Raw genomic sequence first — 20993 nt, forward strand, 5'->3', positions numbered from 1 at the left:
ATGGATAGCGTCGACCTCAACGCTGTATGGGCTCGGGCGCTCGCGACCCTGTTCGACGAGGGAGTGTCCGGGCAGCAGCGCGCCTTCCTCCAGATGACGCAGCCCTCCGGCCTGATCAACGACACCATCCTGCTGGCCGCCCCCAACGACTTCGCCAAGGAGGTCCTGGAGGTACGGCTCCGCCCATTGATCGCGCACGCGCTCGCCCAGGAACTGGGGCAGCCGGTGCGCATCGCCGTGATGGTCGACCCCGGAGCCTCCTCCTACGGACAGAACGGCCCCGCCATGGGCCAGCCCGGTCCCGGTCCTGGCGCCGGGCAGAACGGGCTGCAGCCGCCTCGGCCGGCCGAATATCCACAACCCCGCCCACAGGCACAGCGACCCCCCTTTCCCTCGGACGACTCCGTACAGCGGGACGCCGGGCCGTACGGCGGACAGGACTACCAACGCGGGCAGGACTATCCGCGCGGCCAGGAGTATCCACAGCGGACCGGCGGATATTCCCCGGAGCCGCCGCCGAAGCCCGAGCCTCCGCAGCACCGGTGGGACGTACGGGGCGGCGGCCGAGCCTCCAGTGAGCCGGCCCGGCTGAACGCGAAGTACACCTTCGAGACCTTCGTCATCGGGGCCAGCAACCGGTTCGCGCACGCCGCCGCCGTCGCGGCCGCCGAGTCTCCGGCCAAGGCGTACAACCCGCTGTTCATCTACGGCGACTCGGGCCTGGGCAAGACCCACCTGCTGCACGCGATCGGCCACTACGCCCAGCACCTCTACGACGGCGCCCGGGTGCGTTATGTGAGCTCCGAGGAGTTCACCAACGATTTCATCAACTCCATCCGCGACCACAAGGCGGACGGGTTCCGCGCACGCTACCGTGCGGTCGACATCCTGCTCGTGGACGACATCCAGTTCCTGGAGGGCAAGGAGCAGACCCAGGAGGAGTTCTTCCACACCTTCAACACCCTCCACAACGCCAGCAAGCAGATCGTCATCTCCAGCGACCGCGCCCCCAAGCAGCTCATGACGCTGGAGGACCGGTTGCGCAACAGGTTCGAGTGGGGCCTGATCACCGACGTCCAGCCGCCGGAGCTGGAGACCCGCATCGCGATCCTGCGCAAGAAGGCGATACAGGAGGGGCTGGCCGCGCCGCCCGACGTGCTCGAGTACATCGCGAGCCGGATCGCGACGAACATCCGAGAGCTGGAGGGGGCCCTGATCCGGGTCACCGCCTTCGCCAGCCTCAATCGGCAGTCTGTGGACATACAGCTCGCCGAGGTCGTACTCAAGGACCTGATCAGTGAGGACGCCAGCCCCGAGATCACCATCTCGCTCATCATGTCGACGACGGCGGAGTACTTCGGAGTCTCGCTCGACGACCTGTGCGGCAGCTCCCGCTCCCGGGCCCTGGTGACCGCCCGGCAGATCGCCATGTACCTCGCCCGCGAGCTCACCGACCTCTCACTGCCGAAGATCGGCCAGCAGTTCGGCGGCCGGGATCACACGACCGTGATGCACGCCGAACGGAAGATCCGGTCGCTCATGGCCGAGCGCCGATCGATGTACAACCAGGTGAACGAGCTGACGACCCGCGTGAAGCAGCGGGCGCGCAACACTTAATACACAGCCTGTGGATATCTCTGTGGATCAACGGCAGAGAGTCGTCCGCGGTGCGCTCGTGACTACTTCACTCTGACATCCCCCGGAAGACCGCCGTACCGGGCTGGGGATAAACCTGGGGAAAGCCTGGGGATTTCTTGGGGAATACCGGTGGACACCTTGGGGATGCCCTGTGCGCAGAGTTTTCCCCAGGCACAAAACGGACTCCTACCCCGTGGATAACCGGTGGAAACATCGTGGATTACCGGTGGACGACGGCCCCTCTCGCTGGGGAAGCGCTGTGGGCACAGCTCGTGAACCCACAGCGAAGGCGTCTCCATCCACCCGTCACCCACAGGGCCAGTGGATGAAAAACTATCTCTGAGCTGCGAGGACCGGGGAAATCCACATATCCACGGCCCCTAAGAAGATGACTGGTTCCTCTCTCTACGAAGGGCTCAAGAACCACAGAAGGGTCCCGGAGAGCGCCCGGCCTCAGGAGCCGATCAAGACCTCGCCGAGCAGTTGGAGCGAGCTACCCCGGTTCTGGAGCACCCGGGTCCCGGGAGATGGAAGACTTGGCCAAGCACCGATACCCAGGAGGCTGATCCACCGTGATGTTCCGGATCGATCGCGACGTGCTCGCCGAGGCCGTGGCGTGGACGGCGCGCAGCCTTCCGGCCCGGCCCTCGATGCCGGTGCTGGCGGGCATGCGCCTCGAGGTCACCGACGACCAGCGGCTGAAGCTCTCCGGCTTCGACTACGAGGTCTCGGCCGAGGTGACCCTCGAGCTGCAGACCGGTGAGCCGGGTGTGGTGCTCGTCTCCGGCAAACTCCTCGCCGAGATCACCCGGGCGCTCCCCGCCCAGCCGGTCGAGCTCACCATGGACGGTTCCAAGGCCGTCGTCACCTGCGGCAGTTCGAGGTTCACCCTGTCCACCCTGCCGGTGGAGGACTATCCCTCGCTGCCCACCATGCCGCCCGCCGCCGGTCGGGTCGGCAGCGACGTGTTCGCCTCGGCCGTCGCACAGGTCGCCGTCGCGACGGGCAAGGACGACACGCTTCCGATGCTCACGGGTGTGCGGATGGAGATCGAGAGCGACAGCGTGACCCTGGCGGCGACCGACCGCTACCGCCTGGCCGTACGTGAGCTGAAGTGGCAGCCGGAGCAGCCCGATCTCCAGGCGATCGCGATGATCCCCGGCCGTACGCTCGCCGAGACCGCCAAGGCGCTCGGCGGCACGGGAGCCGAGGTGGAGATCGCGCTCAGCTCCGTCGGCGGCACCGGCGAGGGCATGATCGGGTTCTCCAGTTCCGGCAGGCGGACCACGACCCGGCTGCTCGACCCGGAGTTCCCCAAGTATCGGTCGCTGCTGCCCACCGAGTTCTCCGCCCGCGCCGATCTGTCCACAGCCTCGTTCGTCGAGGCCGTCAAGCGCGTGGCGCTGGTCGCGGAGCGCAACACCCCGGTGCGGCTGGCCTTCCACGGCGGCGAGGTGATCCTGGAGGCGGGCAGCGGCGACGAGGCCCAGGCCGTGGAGGCGCTGCCGGTCGAGTTCGACGGCGACGAGATCAACATCGCGTTCAACCACCAGTACCTGCTGGAGGGGCTGGGGGCGATCGACTCCGACGTGGCCCGGCTGCAGTTCACCACGTCAACCAAGCCGGCGATCCTCACCGGCGGCAAGCCTGTGGACGAGGGCGCGGTCGAGGACTACCGCTACCTCATCATGCCGATCCGCCTGTCGAGCTGATCAGCGGTCTGGCCTGTCGTCCGTCTGACCTGTTTGATCCGTCTGTCTGATCTGCCGGAGTGATCCCGAGACGTACTATCGAGCTCGGGCATATGCTCACCGTACCGGGGTACGCGTGCCTTCCGGGCGAGTCGGGATGGTTGCTGCGGCTAAGGGGTGACTGACGTGCGGATCGGCATGATCGGGCTCGGCAAGATGGGCGGGAAGATGGCCGAGCGGCTCCGCCGCGGCGGCCACGAGGTCATCGGCTATGACCGTGACCCCTCGGTCAGCGACGTCGGCGGCATCGAAGAACTCGTCGAGAGGCTCGACGCCCCGCGCGCCGTGTGGGTGATGGTCCCCGCGGGAGAACCGACGCGGGCCGTCATCGATCGGCTCGGCGAGCTGCTCACGTCCGGCGACGTCATCGTCGACGGCGGCAACTCGCACTACAAGGACGACCAGCGGCACGCGGCCGAGCTCGCCGCGAAGGGCATCGGCTTCGTCGATGTGGGCGTGAGCGGCGGCGTCTGGGGGCTCGAGTACGGCTACGCGCTCATGGCTGGCGGCGCCCCCGAGCACGTTCGGCGACTCATGCCGATCTTCGAAACGCTCAAGCCGGAGGGTGAGGACGGCTTCGTCCACGCCGGCGGCGTCGGCGGCGGACACTTCGCGAAGATGGTCCACAACGGCATCGAGTACGGCATGATGCAGGCCTTCGCCGAGGGCTGGGAACTGCTGGAGACCTGCGACGAGGTCACCGACATCGTCGGGACGTTCAAGAGCTGGCGTCACGGCACGGTCATCCGCTCATGGCTGCTCGACCTGATGGTCCGTGCGCTGGAGGAGGACCCGGAGCTGACCGAGCTGAAGGGGTACGCGGAGGACTCGGGCGAGGGCCGGTGGACGGTCCAGGCGGCGGTCGACAACGCCGTGCCACTCCCCGCCATCACGGCCGCCCTCTACGCGCGCTTCGCCTCCCGGCAGGCGGACTCGCCGGCGATGAAGATGATCGCCGCGCTGCGCAACCAGTTCGGCGGCCACGCGGTCGCCCCGACCATGGAGGGTATGGACGAGGCGCAGATGGGCCGGGGCGCCGACTCCCCAGGTGCCGACGTCACCCCTCCCCTGCCGTGATCTTGCAGTTACTCGCACGTATCCCCGGCAACCTGCGCTTATACCATTCGTGATCTTGCAGAAACTCGCGGTCGTAGCCGCTGACCAGGGAGAAGTTCTTCCGTGATCTTGCGGTCGTATGACGGGCCAACTGCAAGATCACGAACATGGTTTTCCCTGATCAGTGGGCGTCTGTGCGAGTTTCTGCAAGATCACGCCAAGTGTTTCCCCAGGTGAGGGGGGAGTCTGCGAGTAACTGCAAGATCACGGTGAAGGTGGGGGGTGGGGCGGGCTAGCCTTACGGGCGTGTATGTGGCGAGCCTTTCCCTCACCGACTATCGGTCGTACGCCGAGGTCGAGTTCACGCTCGAGCCGGGGCCGACGGCCTTCGTCGGGCCGAACGGGCAGGGGAAGACCAACCTGGTCGAGGCGCTGGGCTACCTGGCCACCCATTCGAGTCACCGGGTCGCCACCGACGCCCCGCTCGTACGGCACGGCGCGCAACGCGCCGTCATCCGGTCCGTCGTCGTCAAGGACGACCGCCGCGCACTGATCGAGCTGGAGATCAATCCGGGCCGCGCCAACCGCGCGAGGGTGAACCGATCTCCGGTGCCTCGTCCGCGTGAGGCGCTCGGCCTGCTGCGTACCGTGCTGTTCGCACCCGAGGATCTCGCGCTGGTCAAGGGTGATCCCTCGGAGCGGCGCCGTTTCCTGGACGAGCTGCTCGCCGCCCGCGCCCCGCGGCTCGCCGGCGTACGCGCCGACTACGAACGTGTGCTCAAGCAGCGGAACGCCCTGCTGCGTACCGTGGCCGCCTCCGGCGGCGGCCGGCGGCGCAGTGCGCGCAGACAGAACGACGAGGCGGCGTTCGCCGCCGCGGGCGCGGGAGACGTGCTCGCCACACTCGAGATCTGGGACGCCCATCTCGTACGGCACGGAGCCGAGTTGACGGCGGCCCGCCTGGACCTGGTCAACGCGCTGCGGCCGATGGCGGCCAAGGCCTACGCCACGCTCGCCCCGTCGTCCGGCCTGGCCGACCTGGAGTACCGAAGCTCGACGGACGAGGGAAAGTTATCCACAGATATGCCCCCATTGGGGATAAGTCGTGAGGATATCGCCGAACGGCTGCGCGCCGGCCTCGCCGAGGTGCGCCGGGCGGAGCTGGAGCGTGGCGTCACACTGATCGGCCCGCACCGTGACGACCTTCTGCTCCAGCTGGGCGAGCTGCCCGCCCGGGGCTACGCCAGTCACGGCGAGTCCTGGTCGTTCGCGCTGGCGCTCCGGCTGGCCGCCTACGACCTGCTCAGATCGGACGGCGGTGATCCCGTGCTGATCCTCGACGACGTGTTCGCCGAGCTCGACGTCCAGCGGCGCAGGCGGCTCACCGAGATCGTCGCCCCGGCGGAACAGGTGCTCATCACCGCGGCGGCGGCGGGCGACGTGCCGCCAGAGCTCGCCGGAGCGCGCTTCGACGTGACGGAGGGGGCCGCGACCCGTGTCCGCTGAACGCCGACAGCCCGAGCCCCCTCGCGGCGCGGCTCCGAATATGTCCCCATCCCCCGCTTTATCCACAGGCGGTGGAAAACTCCCTCCGCCGGCGGCGGAGACGACGGCGAAGGGCGCCGCACTCGCGCGGGAGAAGCTGGCGCAGGCCAAGGCGGACGCCGCCAAGCGCGGGCAGCTTCCCCGGAGAGAGCCGCGCCGCCGCTCCGGCGGTCCGCGACGGGACTCCGGCGATCCCCAGCTGTTCGGCCGGGCGATCCGCGATCTGCTCGCCGATCGGGGATGGGAGCAGTCGGCCGCGATCGGCGGGGTCTTCGGCCGCTGGCGCGAGATCGTGGGGCCCGGGCTGGCGGAGCACACCAGGCCCGAGAGCTTCGCGGACGGCGAGGTGGTCGTGACCGCCGACTCGACGGCCTGGGCCACGCAGGTGCGCCTGCTGGCGACGACGCTGGTCAGGCGGCTGAACGAGGAGCTCGGGGACGGCACGGTCAAGCATGTGAAGGTACGCGGTCCCGTCGGTGGTCCGCGGCCCGATGGCGGCCTGCGGGTACGCGGATCGCGTGGACCGCGGGACACCTACGGCTGAGCCGTACGAGAAGGACAACGACCGCCTGGCCGTACGAAACCGGGCGGTGCGCGAGCGACCCGGACGCCGGGCGCGACGGGGGCCGGAGGGCCGACCTCGAACCGGCTCAAAATCGTCCCTGAGGCGACGACCCCCATCCCACGTGGGGGGTGCTCAAAACCATGATCGTCAAGCGACAGAGCATCACAGCGCCCGTCAATGCCCCCTGCGGTCCATCGGAACGGTAGAATGAAGACGGACTCAAGGACACGTCCGGTTTGTCTCACCCCGGTCCAGTCATACCTGGAAACCGACTCCCCTGGGTGAGCGCATCGGGGCACTCACAACGGTGACGGGCACGGCCAGGGCAGCCAATCGAGGGTGCCCGCGCGCCGCGTGTCCGCGGCAGGAGGATTTCGCACTTGTCCTACGACGCAAGCTCTATCACCGTTCTCGAAGGCCTGGAAGCGGTCCGTAAGCGCCCGGGTATGTACATCGGCTCGACGGGCGAGCGCGGCCTGCACCACCTGGTATACGAGATCGTCGACAACGCGGTCGACGAGGCGCTGGCCGGCTTTAACGACCGGATCGAGGTGACGCTGCTCGCCGACGGCGGGGTGCGCGTCTTCGACCACGGCCGTGGCATCCCGGTGGGCATAGTGGCCGCCGAGGGCCGTCCGGCCGTCGAGGTCGTGTTCACCGTGCTGCACGCGGGCGGCAAGTTCGACAGCAAGTCGTACGCCGTCTCCGGCGGCCTGCACGGCGTGGGCGCCTCGGTCGTCAACGCGCTGTCCGAGCGGCTCGAGGTCGAGGTCCGCACCGACGGGTACGTCTGGCGGCAGTCGTACGCGAAGGCCAAGACGACCGGCCCGCTCCACAAGGGCGAGCCGACGGAAGACCACGGCACGACGATCTCGTTCTGGCCCGACCCGGAGATCTTCGAGACGACCGCCTGGAACTTCGAGACGCTCTCGCGCCGGTTCCAGGAGATGGCCTTCCTCAACAAGGGCCTGACGATCCAGCTGACCGACGAGCGGCCCGAATACATCAACGGCGAGCCCAAGGTCGTCACCTACTTCTACGAGGGCGGTCTCGCCGACTTCGTCAGCCATCTCAACGCCAAGAAGGACCCGATCCACGGCTCGGTCATCGACTTCGAGGAGCACGGCGACGGCATCTCGCTCGAGATCGCCATGCAGTGGAACGGCTCCTACACCGAGTCGATCTACACCTTCGCCAACACGATCAACACGGCCGAGGGCGGCACCCACGAGGAGGGCTTCCGCGCCGCGCTGACCAGCGTCGTCAACCGTTATGCCCGGGAGCAGCGGTTCCTCAAGGAGGGCAAGGACGACAACCTCACCGGCGACGACATCCGTGAGGGGCTCGCCGCGATCATCTCGGTGAAGCTGGCCGACCCCCAGTTCGAGGGGCAGACCAAGACCAAGCTGGGCAACACCGAGGCGAAGTCGTTCGTCCAGAAGGCCTGCAACGATCACCTGCGCGACTGGCTCGAGCGCAACCCCGGCGAGGCCAAGGAGATCATCAGCAAGGCGCTCCAGGCCTCCCGCGCCCGCATCGCCGCCCGGCAGGCCCGTGACCTGACCCGCCGCAAGTCGCTGCTGGAGAGCGGCAGCGGGCTGCCGGGCAAGCTGGCCGACTGCCAGTGGTCGGAGCCGGACAAGTGCGAGCTGTTCATCGTCGAGGGCGACTCGGCCGGCGGCTCGGCCAAGGGCGGCCGCGACCCCAAGTTCCAGGCGATCCTGCCGCTCCGCGGAAAGATTCTGAACGTCGAGAAGGCGCGGATCGACAAGGTCCTCAAGAACGCCGAGGTCCAGGCGCTGATCACGGCGCTCGGCACCGGGGTGCACGAAGAGTTCGACATCGCCAAGCTCCGCTATCACAAGCTGATCCTGATGGCCGACGCCGACGTCGATGGGCAGCACATCACCACGCTGCTGCTGACGCTGCTGTTCCGGTTCATGCGCCCGTTGGTCGAGGCCGGTCACGTGTACCTCTCGCAGCCGCCGCTCTACAAGATCAAGTGGGACCGCAAGGGCGAGGACGCCTCGTACGCGTACTCCGACCGTGAGCGTGACTCGATCATCGAGGACGGCATCGCGCGGGGCAAGCGCGACCCGCGGGCGCACGACGGCGTGCAGCGCTTCAAGGGTCTGGGCGAGATGAACGCCGCCCAGCTCTGGGAGACCACGATGAACCCGGAGACCCGGCTCCTCCGCCAGGTCACCCTCGATGACGCCGCTCAGGCCGACGACCTGTTCAGCGTCCTCATGGGCGAGAACGTCGAGGCCCGCAGGAACTTCATCATCGCCAATGCCCGTGACGTCCGATTCCTAGACGTCTGAGCAGAGTGTCTGAGCAAAAGGACTTTTCGTGACGGAAGTGAACACTCAGCCCGGGCCACCCGCCGATCGCATCGAGCCGGTCGACATCCAGGCCGAGATGCAGCGCAGCTACATCGACTACGCGATGTCGGTCATCGTGTCCCGCGCGCTGCCGGACGTGCGCGACGGCCTCAAGCCCGTGCACCGCCGGGTGCTGTACGCGATGTTCGACGGAGGCTACCGTCCCGATCGCGGCTACTTCAAGTGCTCGCGCATCGTCGGTGACGTCATGGGGTCCTATCACCCCCACGGCGACACCTCGATCTACGACACGGTCGTACGGCTCGCGCAGCCGTGGTCGCTGCGCTATCCGCTCGTCGACGGGCAGGGCAACTTCGGCTCGCCGGGCAACGACCCCGCTGCCGCGATGCGGTACACCGAGAGCCGCCTGGCGCCGATCGCCATGGAGATGCTCCGGGACATAGACAAGGAGACCGTCGACTTCCAGCCGAACTACGACGGCCGGTCGCAGGAGCCGGTGGTCCTGCCGTCGCGGTTCCCCAATCTGCTGGTGAACGGCTCGGCCGGCATCGCGGTCGGCATGGCGACGAACATCCCGCCGCATAACCTCCGCGAGGTCGGCGAGGCCGTCAAGTGGGCGCTGGAGAACCCCGAGGCGACCGACGACGAACTGCTGGCCGGGCTCATGGCCCGGATCAAGGGCCCCGACTTCCCGACCGCCGCGCTCATCGTGGGCCGCCGCGGCATCGAGGACGCCTACCGCACCGGCCGCGGCTCGATCACCATGCGGGCCGTCGTCGAGGTCGAGGAGGACGCCAAGGGACGGCAGTGCCTGGTCGTCACCGAGCTTCCGTACCAGGTGAACCCGGACAACCTCGCTCTCACCATCGCCGAGCTGGTCAAGGACGGCCGGATCACCGGCATCGCGGACGTGCGCGACGAGACCTCCTCGCGTACCGGCCAGCGGTTGGTGATCGTGCTGAAGCGCGACGCGGTCGCCAAGGTCGTGCTGAACAACCTGTACAAGCACACGCAGCTCCAGACGACGTTCGGCGCGAACATGATCGCGCTGGTCGACGGCGTGCCCCGGACGCTGCGGCTCGACCAGTTCGTACGGCACTACGTCACGCACCAGATCGAGGTCGTCGTCCGGCGTACCCGGTTCCTGCTGCGCAAGGCCGAGGAGCGCGCCCACATCCTGCGCGGTCTGCTCAGGGCGCTCGATCGGATGGACGAGGTCATCGCGCTGATCAGGGGATCGGCCTCGGCGGCCGAGGCCCAGGGCGGACTGATGACGCTGCTCGACATCGACCAGGTGCAGGCGCAGGCCATCCTGGACATGCAGCTGCGCAAGCTGGCCGCGCTGGAACGCCAGCAGATCCAGGACGAGTACGACGGCCTGATGGCGCAGATCGCCGACTACAACGACATCCTCGCCTCGGAGCCGCGGCAGCGGCGGCTCGTCTCCGACGAGCTCAGCGAGGTCATCGCGAAGTTCGGCGACGAGCGCAAGACGGAGATCACCGCGCACGAGGGCGACATGTCCATGGAGGACCTGATCGCCGAAGAGGACGTCGTCGTCACGATCACCCTCGGCGGCTACGCCAAGCGCACCAGCACCGATCTCTACCGGGCCCAGCGGCGTGGCGGCAAGGGAGTGCGCGGAGCCCAGCTCCGCCAGGACGACATCGTCGAGCACTTCTTCGTGACCACGACCCACCACTGGCTGCTGGCCTTCACCAACAAGGGCCGGGTCTACCGGTTCAAGGCGTACGAACTGCCGGACGCCGGGCGTGACGCGCGCGGCCAGCATCTGGCCAACCTGCTCGCGATGCAGCCCGACGAGCATGTCATGGAGATGCTCGCCCTGCGGGACTACGACGTCGCGCCGTATCTGGTGCTCGCGACCCGCAGCGGCCTGGTGAAGAAGACCCGGCTGTCGGAGTACGACTCGCCGAGGTCCGGCGGCCTCATCGCCATAAACCTGCGTGAGGACGACGAGGTGATCGCGGCCCGGCTCGTCTCGGAGAACGACGACCTCCTGCTCGTCTCCAAGAACGCGCAGTCGATCCGCTTCACCGCCTCCGACGATGCCCTGCGCCCGATGGGCCGGGCCACCAGCGGCGTCATCGGCATGCGGTTCGTCGACGGCGACGAACTCCTGTCCATGAACGTCATCACGGGCGGCGAGGACGTGTTGGTCGCCACGGAGGGCGGGTACGCGAAGCGCACCCCGGCCGAGCAGTACCCGGTGCAGGGCCGGGGAGGTAAGGGCGTGCTGACCGCGAAAATCGTCAGCTCCCGTGGCAAGCTTGTCGGAGCCGTCATGGTGCGCCCCGAGGACGAGGTCTTCGCGATCACGTCAGCGGGCGGGGTGATCCGGACCAGCGCCGGAGAGATCAAGCGCTCCGGCCGGCAGACGATGGGGGTGCGCCTGATGAACCTTGCAGAAGGGGACAGCGTCGTGGCCCTTGCCCGCAATGCCGAGTCGTTGGGGACCGAGGAAAACGGGGCAGGAGACGAGGCTGATGAATGACGGGAGGAACGGGGTTACCGGACGGGGCCACGATGGGGGTAGCGTCGCCAGGGTGGCGCGCGATGATAAAGATGTGACCCCAGGCGAGAAGGCCAAGGCCGGAGACTCCGCTGGAGACACCGTTCGTGTCCGGACCTCCGCACCGGACCAGCCGTGGAAGCAGCGTCCGCCCGCGGACGGTGCCAGATCCGCGGACGGGAAGCCCGTGGGCGCGGCGGAGCCCACCGCAGCGTACGCCAGGCCGTCGGGGCTGCCGCCGAAGGGCCAGCCCGGTGGTTCCGCGGGGAGCGGCCCGGCCAAAGGGCCGGTCGGCTCCGGTGGTTCGCCGGGTGGTCAGTCACGTGGTCCCTCGGGTGGTTCCGCGCCAGGACAGGCAGGCGGCCTCAGGGGCGGCGCCGGCCCGGCGGGCTCCGTCTCGGGGTTTCCCCGGCCGACCCCCGCAGGAGACTCCGTCCGTACCGGCCAGATGGGGGACGCCGCCGGGCTGCCCTCCGGCGGCGTCGGGCGGGGCCTGACCTTCGAGGAGCGCAAGGACGCCCAGGGCACGCTGAGCGGCAAGGCGGCCAAGGACAGGAAGTCCGGCATCCGGCCGCCGCGCAAGGCCCACCTCGTGCTGCGCCGCATCGAGCCGTGGTCGGCGATGAAGTTCAGCTTCGTCGTCTCCCTGGTCTGCTTCGTCGTGCTGTTCGTGGCCGTGGCCGTGCTGTACGGAGTGCTCTCGGCGCTCGGCGTCTTCACCTCGATCACCGGTGCCGTGGAGCAGCTGGCGGGTGACCAGAGCACGGGCGTCGCACTCAACATCAGCGGCTGGTTCGAGCCCATGCGCATCCTCGGTTACACCGCACTGCTCGGCGCGGTGAACGTCGTGCTCATCACCGCCCTGTCCACGCTGGGCGCGGTCATCTACAACATGTCCGCCGACCTGGTCGGCGGTGTGGAGATGACCTTCAGCGAGGCCGAATAGTCGAGCCGTATAGGGCTACCACGAGCCGAAGCGGTAGCCCTACACGCTCGTACGGACCGGCCCGCGCCACGGGTACGGTAAGATTTATTCCGGTCGGGAAACGGATTCGCCGCCGCGGAGGAGATGCGGTAACGTTCCTTGCACCGAGATGCGGGGCTATAGCTCAGACGGTTAGAGCGCTTCCCTGATAAGGAAGAGGTCCCTGGTTCGAGTCCAGGTAGCCCCACCACGAAACCCCAGCTCAGAGGCCGGTTCCCAAGCCCACGGATCCGGTCTCTTGATCGTTTGACCGTCATTTGACCGTGGCGCTCACCGTCACCAGCGGGCACCAACGAGTTCAAGTGAGTTTTCACGGGCACCTTGATCGCGATGTCCGTCAGGAGCTGTACGGCCATGGTGTTCAAGCTGGCGCAGGCTGCGTACGGGGTCTGCGTCTGTGGACTCCCTGTCCCGTGCGTCACGCTGGCGCGTCTCGTCACGAGCCGCTCGTCCTGGGCAGTCAGATCCTCGACGGGCGCGGGTTGGACGGGCTCGGAGCAGGGCATCTTGTCGCCCTGGCCTGGTCTGTCAGCCTGATCGCGTGGCTGATCGTCCACACTCTCGGCGTCACCGCGAAGGTCGTCGCCGAGTAGCGGCGCCTACGCCTCATGGTCGACGTGGTGGCCGATCACGTTTCTGAGCACGACGCCTATGTGCTCCCCAACCCGCGGCCGGTGGCGTACTGCGTGCCGAGCAGGCGCGCCCGCGTAGTGTTGAGCCAGGGCACCCTGCACGTCCTTGACGAGCGGCAACTCAAGGCGGTTGTGGAACACGAACGGGCGCATGCGGCCGGGCGTCACGACCTGGTGCTGCTCCCCTTTGTGGCATGCGCTCGCGCGTTCCCGTGGCTACCCTGGGCGCGCCTGGCCCACCAGGCGGTCGCAGCGCTTCTGGAGATGCTCGCTGATGATCGAGCCAGGAGGCGCTACGGCGCGACGGTGCTCGCACAGGCACTGGTGACGATGGCCGTGTCCGCTACCGGTGAGCGCGGGGTGGCCGCACCCGCTCTGGCGGACGTGGGCGTGGTCGAACGACTGGAGCGGCTCGTGCGTCCTCCCCGCCGCCGCCCCTGGGCGCCCGTCCTGGCCTGCTTGGCGTCCGCCCTTCTGCTCAGCGGGCCTGTCGCCGTGCTGGTGGCCCCCGTACTCTGCTTGGCCCTCTGGGAGATCTGAGCAGTCTCGCCGAGTTGTCTGAACAGGGCCTTATGGTGCGTGAGGTCGATGCCCTCGACACCTGTTGTGGCGCTGATGAGCTCGATACTCCCTTACCCGCTGTAACTTGAGGCGCGTTCCCCCTGCGCGGCCGTCCCGTTGACAGGAAGGTTCAGCCGCGGCCTTGAGCCGTCGCCAGCACTGCGGCCAGATCGGTGGGCATGGGCATGGGCTGGGTGAGGCTGACACCCGCACGGCCGGTGTTGCCCTCGGGGTAGCGGCCCAGCGCCGAACCCGGGGCCGCGACGATGATCCGCACGACCTGGCCGAGGGCTTCGCGCCGATCGCGCTGGACGATGGCCAGGGCGAACATGGCGACGTGGTTGCGGGTGTGCGGCCAGGGCCAGGGCTGGGACAGGATGTGTGCTCGTTCCAGATGGCGCCATCGCTGTTCGATGTCGGTAGTGGTGCGAGCTGCGTTCATCTCGGCGCGGTAGGCGGCTCGGACAGCGGGCGGCATGGGACGAAGGCTCATGGCGTTGCTCCTGGTTCCTTTCGTGAGGGGTTTCCTGCAGGCATGCGAGCGCCACCAGACTGGGCAGGGCTCCGTTGCGAGAGGGTGATCAAGCCAGGACTTCCTGGCGGGCGGGCGCGGTCGTGCCGGCAGCGGCTGGAAGCGGGCGGGCGCGGCCGGCGCGGACGCCGTTGGCGATGACGGCGACCTCGGCGACCTCGTGCACGGCCACCACCGCGGCGAGGCCGAGCACGCCGGACAGGGCCAGCGGCATCAAGACGGTTACGATCGCCAGGGACAGGCCGATGTTCTGCAGCATGATCCGCCGGGAGTGGCGGGCGTGCTCCAGTGCCTGGGGCAGGTGGCGCAGGTCCTCACCCATCAAGGCGACATCGGCCGTCTCGATGGCCACGTCGGTGCCCATCGCCCCCATCGCGATGCCCAGGTCGGCGGTGGCCAGGGCCGGGGCGTCGTTGACGCCGTCACCGACCATCGCCGTGGGCTGGCGGCCGCGCAGCCTGTCGATGACGCGGGCCTTGTCCTCGGGGCGTAGGTCGGCGTGCACCTCGTTGATGCCCGCCTGGGCCGCCAGTGCGGTGGCGGTGGCAGGGTTGTCGCCGGTCAGCATGACCACGCCATAGCCGTCCGAGCGTAGTCGGGCGACCACCGCGGCGGCCTCGGGGCGCAGCTCGTCGCGGACCGCGATCGCCCCGATCACGCGGCTGTCGGCTTCGACCAGGACGGCCGTCGCGCCTGCGCGTTGCATCCGATTGACGGCTTCGGCCAGGTTGCCGGGCTCCAGCCAGCCGGGACGGCCCAGCCGTACCAGACGACCGTCCACGTGCCCGGTCAGACCGGCACCGGTGACCGCTTGAACGTCCTCGGCTGCGGGCACGTGGCCGACGGCAGCCAGGATGGCCCGTGCCAGGGGGTGTTCGCTGCGCGCCTCCAACGCTGCCGCGAGCTCCAGTACGTGCTGATCGGACATGCCGGGAATGGTGGCGATGTCGATGACGGCGGGCCGGTTGCGCGTCAGTGTTCCGGTCTTGTCCACGGCGATCGTCTTGACCGTGCCCAGGTTCTCCAGCGCGGCGCCGCCCTTGACCAGCACACCGATCTTGCTGGCCGCGCCGATCGCGGCGACCACGGTGACCGGTACCGAGATGGCCAGCGCACACGGCGAGGCGGCCACCAGCACCACCAGGGCGCGTTCCACCCAGACGAGCGGATCACCGAACAGACTGCCGACCAGCGCGATCATCGCAGCGGCGATCATCACCCCGGGCACCAGCGGACGGGCGACCCTATCGGCGAGGCGCTGACGCGTGCCCTTGCGGGACTGCTCTGCCTCCACGATGGCCACGATCCGGGCCAGGGAGTTGTCGGCGGCGGTGGCGGTGACCTCGATCTCCAGCGCGCCGTTGCCGTTGATCGACCCGGCGAACACCTCGCTGCCCACGTCCGCCTCGACCGGGACCGACTCCCCGGTGATCGCTGAGACGTCCAGCGCGGTGCGGCCGGCACGGATGATCCCGTCGGTGGCGATCCGCTCGCCGGGCTTGACCACCATGAGATCGCCTATGCGCAGCTCGGCCGAGGGGATGACCTGCTCCGCGCCGTCGCGGCGTACGGTGGCCTCTTTGGGCACCAGCGCCAGCAGCGCCCGCAAGCCGCGCCGGGTACGCCTCAGGGAATACTCCTCCAGACCCTCGCTGATGGAGAACAGGAAGGCCAGCATGGCCGCCTCGCCGACCTCGCCCAGTGCCACGGCGCCGACGGCGGCGATCGTCATCAGCGTGCCGACGCCGATCTTGCCCTTGAGTAGACGGCGCACGGTGGAGGGCACGAACGTCCACGCCCCGGCCACCAGCGCCACCCCCTGCAGGCCCAGCTGCGCCCAGGATGGCCCGCCCGCCCAGCCGGTCGAGTACCCGGCCAGCAGCAGCATCCCCGAGACCGCCGCCCAGCGCAGCTCGCTCACCTGCCACAGCCGCTCCGGCTCCTGATCTCCAGCCCCTGCGGCCTCGCCCGCTGGGCGAGGCTCGTCATCGCCGCAGCCGCAAGCGTCACTCACCGTGCACCCCCGTCCTCAGCAGTTGGTGGAGGACGCCGACGCTCCCGGGAGCGATGTGGCGCCGTACACGGGGCACAGGGCGACCGCGTGGCCGGTGGCGGCCAGCAGTTGCTCGGCCGCGCCCAGCAGGTCCATCAGCTCCGGCCGGGTCAGGGCGTAGAACGACTGGCGGCCTTCGGCGCGGTAGTCGACCAGCCCGCAGTCCCGCAGGCAGGCCAGGTGCTTGGACACCGTCGACTGGGCCAGCCCGAGCTCGCCGGTAAGATCCACCACCCGCGCCTCACCATGGGCCAGGCGCTGCACGATCCGCAGCCGGGTCTCATCGGCCAGAGAATGAAACAGCGCCACTGCTGGGGGGATACCGGCGGCGATGTCGGTCCGCACGCACTGCCCACCTTCATTAATCGCCATATGGCGATGATAGCCCCGCTATGGGATGTGTTTCCAGTGGGCGTGTGACGGTGAGCCGTCACCTACCCATCGTGATGACCGAGGGGTAGTACATGAGACCAGCGCGCTGTTCGCCGTTCCGCCAGGGACAAGCTCCGCGGGCTGCCTCGGCGAGGCCCTGCTGGATGCTCTGTGACACCGCCTGCGTCAACCGGTCGCGCTCGCCACGACGGCGCTACCAGACGACCGGGAGGGCATCGAGGCCGTAGACGATGGAGATCTCACGGAAAGCGAGCTGTTCGAACGGCACGGCCAGACGCAGGCCGGGGAAGCGCCGCAGCAGTGCCGGCCGTGCGATGCGCAGCTCCATCTGCGCCAGGGGAGCACCGATGCATCGGTGGATGCCGTGTCCGAAGGCGACATGAGGGCTCGTCTTGCGCCCCGGAATGGCCTGGTCCATGTCCGCGCCGAGGGCGGGATCGCGATTGGCGGCGGTTAGCGAGCACAGCACCATCTGCCCCTTGGCGATGGGCTGTCCGGCCAGCACGAGATCCTCGCGGGCGAAGCGCGGGAAGGCGACCTGAACCACGGTGAGGTAACGCAGGAGCTCCTCCACGACCTGATCGATATGGTCGTCGGTGTCACGGACCAGGTCGCCCCGCTCCGGATTCTCCAACAACCAGAGCGTGCCGAGGGCGGGCATGCTGGTGCTGGTGTCGTGCCCGCCGGTCAGCATGCCGTCGGCGAGGCTGGCCAACTCGCGATCGCTCACCTCGTCACCATGATCGCGCAGCAGCGTGCCCAGCAGACCGTCGCCAGGGTTCGCGCGTTCCCTGGCGACCAGATCGGTCAGGTAGACCATCGAGTCGTTGACCGCCTGGATGGACGCCTCGGGACCGGCGGACAGGTCGAACCTGTCGGCACTCATGCGCAGGAAATCGGACCGCTCGCCGTACGGAACGCCCAGCAGTTCGCAGACGACGAGCGAGGGGATGGGAAGGGCGAGCGACGGGATCAGGTCCGCTTCATGCCCGCCCTGCGCCATCGCGTCCAGGTGATCGTTGACGATCTTCTGGATGCTTCCGTCCAGGCGCCGCAGGTGTCCGGCTACCACACGGTCGTGCCGACCGTCTGGTTCCTTGCGATGATCTCCTTGATCGGGGCGAGGTTCTGGTCCTACTGGAGCACGCTTTTGTGATTCCGCGTGGCGTCCGGCCCTCCCGTACGGCGTGCTCCCTGCCACTCCCGCATCATGGGGCAGAGTCATACGCGCTGTGTGTGCTGTGTATATAAATCCACCACCTGCTCAGCGGAGGGGTGATGCCTGCACTGCTTGGCGTGGCGGTGCTGCTGGGCGGTGCCCGCACCTTCTCTGCTGTCTGGCTGTGCGACGAGGTGCGGGCCGAGCCGTCCAGGCACCACCGAGGTCCGCAGGAGATCACCCCCGATCAGGGTGACACCGGCTGTTCACCCGACCTGCTCCTCTGCAGTGCTCAGGTCGAGAGAAAGGATGCGAAGGACTTCGATTGTAGGGACCCGGTAGGTGTCGCCTGCCTGGATGACTCGGCAGGGGAACTCACCGCGTTTGACGAGGCGGTAGGCGGTGTTGCGGCTGATGCCGAGAGCGCGAGCGGCGGTCAGCAGAGGGACGACGGCCGGGAGGGCTCGTACCTCCTCGATGGTCATGGGTGTCACTCTGCTTCTCCTCCCATCGCTGCTCCTGACGCGAGCAGCCGGGCCTTGGCCAGTGCGCAGTGGTCGATGTTGAGCTCGATGCCGATGAACTGCCGGCCGAGTTGCCGGGCGGCAAGAGCCGTTGTTGCCGCCCCAGCGAACGGGTCGAGCACGATGCCGCCCGGTCGGCAGCCAGCGGCAATGGCGCGGAGGGGGATGTCGATGGGGAACGGGGCGTAGTGAGCGCCTCGGTATGGGCGTGTTGAGATCGTCCAGACGTCACCGGGGTTACGCCCGGGTGGTTGAACGGTTCCGTGCGCCTGGTCGCCGGGGCCTGCCGCCGTGCCGTGCTGGGCGTCGCCTGATGCCGCCGCGCTGTCCTTGCCGACCGGGGGCCAGGGCGTCGAAATGGCGTTGCGCTTCCTCCCTCCGCGCCGGGAGCGTCGGGAGAGTGAGCGGTCGCCGGTGTACTGCTCGCGGATGGCGTCGAGGTCGAACCAGTAGAAGCGCTGCTTGACGAGTAGGAAGATCATCTCGTAGCGGGTGGAGAGTCGGTCGAGGACGGACTGGGGCATCGCGTTGGGCTTGTGCCAGACGATCGCGTTGCGCAGAATCCAGCCGTCCTGCTGGAGGGCGAAAGCGACTCGCCAGGGCATGCCGAGTAGGTTCTTCGGCGGTACAACCAGTCGCGAGCGGGGGCGTACTATCGGCTGTCGCTGGTTGTAGTTGACGCCGCGGGCGTAGCCGTCGGAGTTGGCGGCGTAGATGTCGCCGAGGTTCAACCAGCAGGTTCCGTCATCGGCTAGCACTCGCCGGGCCTCGGCGAAGGTGGCCCGGAGGTTCTCCACGTAGTCCTCGGGTGTGGGCTCCTGGCCGTACTGTCCTGGGCCGTAGTCCCGGAGCCCGTAGTACGGCGGGCTGGTGACCAGGCAGTCCACGGACTGGTCGGGCATCTGGGAGAGAACCTCCCTGGCGTCGCCGGCATACAGGGTGGCGTGCTCGTCACGCCAGTAGGGGGCCCTCGCCATGATTCCTCCTGCACGCAGGAAGTCCTCATGGGGGCTCCCGCTCCGGGAGTCCCGGAAATTACGGGTGCCGGGAACCGACGGGCCTGAAGTCAGGTCATGCTTGCTGTTTTCCATTTCTATTCGGGGCGGAACTCAGATACGCGGTCCGAGTTCAGCAAGAGTCCCTGGCGGGGCTCTGGCGTCGGCTGTTCTTCCTGGTGACGGGCATCCTCTGCCTCTGGCGTCGCTCTGGCGCGCCTGCACGCGGATACCGGCAGTGAAATACGCCAGAGGGGCGCCGGAGGCCGTCAGGAATTGGCGCCGGAGGGATGCCAAAGGCGGGTCATAAACCGGGTTCGTCAAAGCGGAATCCCTCTCGCGTGGAGAACCCGATGAGCACCAACGACGACGCGCTCGGCATCGACCGATCGCCCCTGGACATCGCCGAGCAGGCCTTCCAGATGCTGGCCTGTCCCCCCAGCGGTCTCACCATCGACGGCAGGAAACTGGGGCACGAGCTGCCACGCCGCCGGCTGTCGCTGATCGAGGTGAGGGATCTCCTCACCACGGCCACCTACTCGAACACGACGCGCGACGCCGTCTGGCGGACGCTGCTTAACCGGGCTCGGCAGGACGGGCCGCAGTGGCTGGTTGGCGCGGTCGGCGTCGCCGTGCCGGCGTTGCGCGGCATCGGCGGAAGGATCTGCCGCGGCTACGTCGCCGGAGACCCGGAAGACATCGACACGGAAGTGCTGACCGCCTTCATCGAGGCAGTCCGTACGGTGGACATCGACCGGCCGAACGTCTTTCCCCGGCTGTGCATGATGGCCAAGCGGGCCGGCGAGCGAGCGAGAGAGAACGCGGAGGCCGGAGCCGCCCGACACTTCCCGCTTCAGGAATCGGCGCCGCCGTCCGTGCCATGGGGGCACCCCGACCTCGTCCTCATCGATGCCGTGGCCAAAGGCGTCATCAGTGAGGTGGACGCCGAGCTGATCGGCATGACCCGCTTGGAGAAGCGCACCCTCACCGACGCCGCCAACGAACTCGGTCTGACCATGGAGGCCGCCAAGAAGCGCCGCCAGCGTTCGGAGCCGATCCTCGTCGAGGCAATTCTCAACGGGGAAGTCGAGGCGGCCGCGTCCCTAACGATCTCTTCCGCCGCTTCTAGAGAAGTGGAGGAGGAAATCCCAACGACCTCCGTGCGGAGCCGGACCTCAGATACGCAACCTGTCACAACAACGATGAAGGGAGGCTGGGGCAGCCTCACCGGCTCCGCACGGACCCCCTACGGCCTCGTCGGGTGTCCGAAAACCTTCCTCTCTCACGGCGTCGTCTCTCAGCCCGACATGTCGCGAAAGCCGCGCAGGCGGCTACGGCGGCACATCGTGCGCGCGCTGATGGTCATCGGCATCACGGCGGCCGTCATCGCCGCCATCGTCGCCTCCGCGCTGGCCGACAACGACAGCCTGCACGTCGCGACGATGTCGTGGAGCGGCAGCACGCCAGTGGCCGCTCCACCAACCAGCCCGGATCAACTCGGCAGAGTCTTCACCAACCTGCGTAACTGGATCATCGGCCTGCTCGCCACGCTCGCGACGCTGATGCTCACCCTCGGCGGTCTGCGCTACCTCGTTGCCGGCGGCGACCCGGGCGAGATCCAGAAAGCCAAGGCCGCCTTCAAGGCCGCCGCCCTCGGTTACGCCCTGGCGGTGCTGGCCCCGCTCTTCGTCAACGTCCTCAAGCGCATCGTAGGCGAGTGATCAGC

General features: G+C 68.3%; 17 protein-coding genes and 1 tRNA gene. 12 read left to right on the forward strand and 6 right to left on the reverse strand.

Going from position 1 to position 20993, the window contains the following annotated elements; translation table 11 throughout:
• Positions 1 to 63 precede the first annotated feature (63 nt).
• From dnaA to ACQP1K_RS00055, 11 genes are all read left to right on the forward strand, one after another.
• Complete coding sequence (dnaA, locus tag ACQP1K_RS00005; RefSeq protein ID WP_433501670.1) at positions 64 to 1617, forward strand: chromosomal replication initiator protein DnaA; 1554 nt, start codon at positions 64 to 66, stop codon at positions 1615 to 1617.
• A 593-nt stretch (positions 1618 to 2210) separates the two neighbouring features.
• A complete protein-coding gene (gene dnaN / locus ACQP1K_RS00010) occupies positions 2211 to 3350 on the forward strand; it encodes a DNA polymerase III subunit beta (protein WP_433498792.1) in 1140 nt (379 codons plus the stop codon).
• Between the two features lie 165 nt (positions 3351 to 3515).
• The gene (gene gnd, locus ACQP1K_RS00015; protein ID WP_433498793.1) at positions 3516 to 4466 is read left to right on the forward strand and encodes a phosphogluconate dehydrogenase (NAD(+)-dependent, decarboxylating); all 951 of its coding nucleotides are present in this window, start codon (positions 3516 to 3518) and stop codon (positions 4464 to 4466) included.
• Between the two features lie 285 nt (positions 4467 to 4751).
• Entirely contained in the window at positions 4752 to 5951 is a 1200-nt protein-coding gene (gene recF / locus ACQP1K_RS00020; protein ID WP_433498794.1) for a DNA replication/repair protein RecF, read from the forward strand.
• A gap of 40 nt (positions 5952 to 5991) precedes the next feature.
• Positions 5992 to 6534, forward strand: coding sequence for a DUF721 domain-containing protein (locus tag ACQP1K_RS00025; RefSeq protein WP_433498795.1), 543 nt, complete (start codon positions 5992 to 5994; stop codon positions 6532 to 6534).
• 440 nt (positions 6535 to 6974) lie between these two features.
• Positions 6975 to 8879, forward strand: coding sequence for a DNA topoisomerase (ATP-hydrolyzing) subunit B (gene gyrB / locus ACQP1K_RS00030; RefSeq protein WP_433501671.1), 1905 nt, complete (start codon positions 6975 to 6977; stop codon positions 8877 to 8879).
• Between the two features lie 28 nt (positions 8880 to 8907).
• The gene (gyrA, locus tag ACQP1K_RS00035) at positions 8908 to 11415 is read left to right on the forward strand and encodes a DNA gyrase subunit A (RefSeq protein WP_433498796.1); all 2508 of its coding nucleotides are present in this window, start codon (positions 8908 to 8910) and stop codon (positions 11413 to 11415) included.
• A gap of 73 nt (positions 11416 to 11488) precedes the next feature.
• Positions 11489 to 12379: a DUF3566 domain-containing protein gene (locus tag ACQP1K_RS00040; RefSeq protein WP_433498797.1), complete on the forward strand. Its 891-nt coding sequence runs from the start codon at positions 11489 to 11491 to the stop codon at positions 12377 to 12379.
• Between the two features lie 152 nt (positions 12380 to 12531).
• A tRNA-Ile gene (locus tag ACQP1K_RS00045) sits at positions 12532 to 12608 on the forward strand.
• A gap of 223 nt (positions 12609 to 12831) precedes the next feature.
• A complete protein-coding gene (locus tag ACQP1K_RS00050) occupies positions 12832 to 13011 on the forward strand; it encodes a hypothetical protein (RefSeq protein WP_433498798.1) in 180 nt (59 codons plus the stop codon).
• A gap of 27 nt (positions 13012 to 13038) precedes the next feature.
• Positions 13039 to 13590, forward strand: coding sequence for a M56 family metallopeptidase (locus tag ACQP1K_RS00055; protein ID WP_433498799.1), 552 nt, complete (start codon positions 13039 to 13041; stop codon positions 13588 to 13590).
• A 151-nt stretch (positions 13591 to 13741) separates the two neighbouring features.
• Here the strand turns inward: ACQP1K_RS00055 and ACQP1K_RS00060 are convergent, their stop codons facing one another.
• The 6 genes from ACQP1K_RS00060 to ACQP1K_RS00085 form a co-directional block, all read right to left on the reverse strand.
• Positions 13742 to 14104 carry a DUF3703 domain-containing protein gene (locus ACQP1K_RS00060; RefSeq protein WP_433498800.1) on the reverse strand — a complete coding sequence of 121 codons (363 nt, stop codon included), beginning with the start codon at positions 14102 to 14104 and terminating at the stop codon, positions 13742 to 13744.
• Positions 14105 to 14192: 88 nt separating this feature from the next.
• Positions 14193 to 16157, reverse strand: coding sequence for a heavy metal translocating P-type ATPase (locus ACQP1K_RS00065; RefSeq protein ID WP_433498801.1), 1965 nt, complete (start codon positions 16155 to 16157; stop codon positions 14193 to 14195).
• 15 nt (positions 16158 to 16172) lie between these two features.
• Positions 16173 to 16568, reverse strand: coding sequence for an ArsR/SmtB family transcription factor (locus ACQP1K_RS00070; protein ID WP_433498802.1), 396 nt, complete (start codon positions 16566 to 16568; stop codon positions 16173 to 16175).
• A gap of 214 nt (positions 16569 to 16782) precedes the next feature.
• Complete coding sequence (locus tag ACQP1K_RS00075; RefSeq protein ID WP_433498803.1) at positions 16783 to 17661, reverse strand: cytochrome P450; 879 nt, start codon at positions 17659 to 17661, stop codon at positions 16783 to 16785.
• A 353-nt stretch (positions 17662 to 18014) separates the two neighbouring features.
• A complete protein-coding gene (locus tag ACQP1K_RS00080) occupies positions 18015 to 18233 on the reverse strand; it encodes a helix-turn-helix domain-containing protein (protein WP_433498804.1) in 219 nt (72 codons plus the stop codon).
• A 5-nt stretch (positions 18234 to 18238) separates the two neighbouring features.
• Positions 18239 to 19249 carry a DNA-methyltransferase gene (locus ACQP1K_RS00085; RefSeq protein ID WP_433498805.1) on the reverse strand — a complete coding sequence of 337 codons (1011 nt, stop codon included), beginning with the start codon at positions 19247 to 19249 and terminating at the stop codon, positions 18239 to 18241.
• A gap of 359 nt (positions 19250 to 19608) precedes the next feature.
• Here ACQP1K_RS00085 and ACQP1K_RS00090 point away from each other — a divergent pair, with 359 nt between their 5' ends.
• Positions 19609 to 20988, forward strand: a complete 1380-nt coding sequence (locus ACQP1K_RS00090) for a hypothetical protein (protein WP_433498806.1) — start codon at positions 19609 to 19611, stop codon at positions 20986 to 20988.
• The last annotated feature ends 5 nt before the right edge of the window (positions 20989 to 20993 follow it).

The organism is Sphaerimonospora sp. CA-214678 (genome assembly GCF_050942215.1).
Lineage (GTDB): Bacteria > Actinomycetota > Actinomycetes > Streptosporangiales > Streptosporangiaceae > Sphaerimonospora.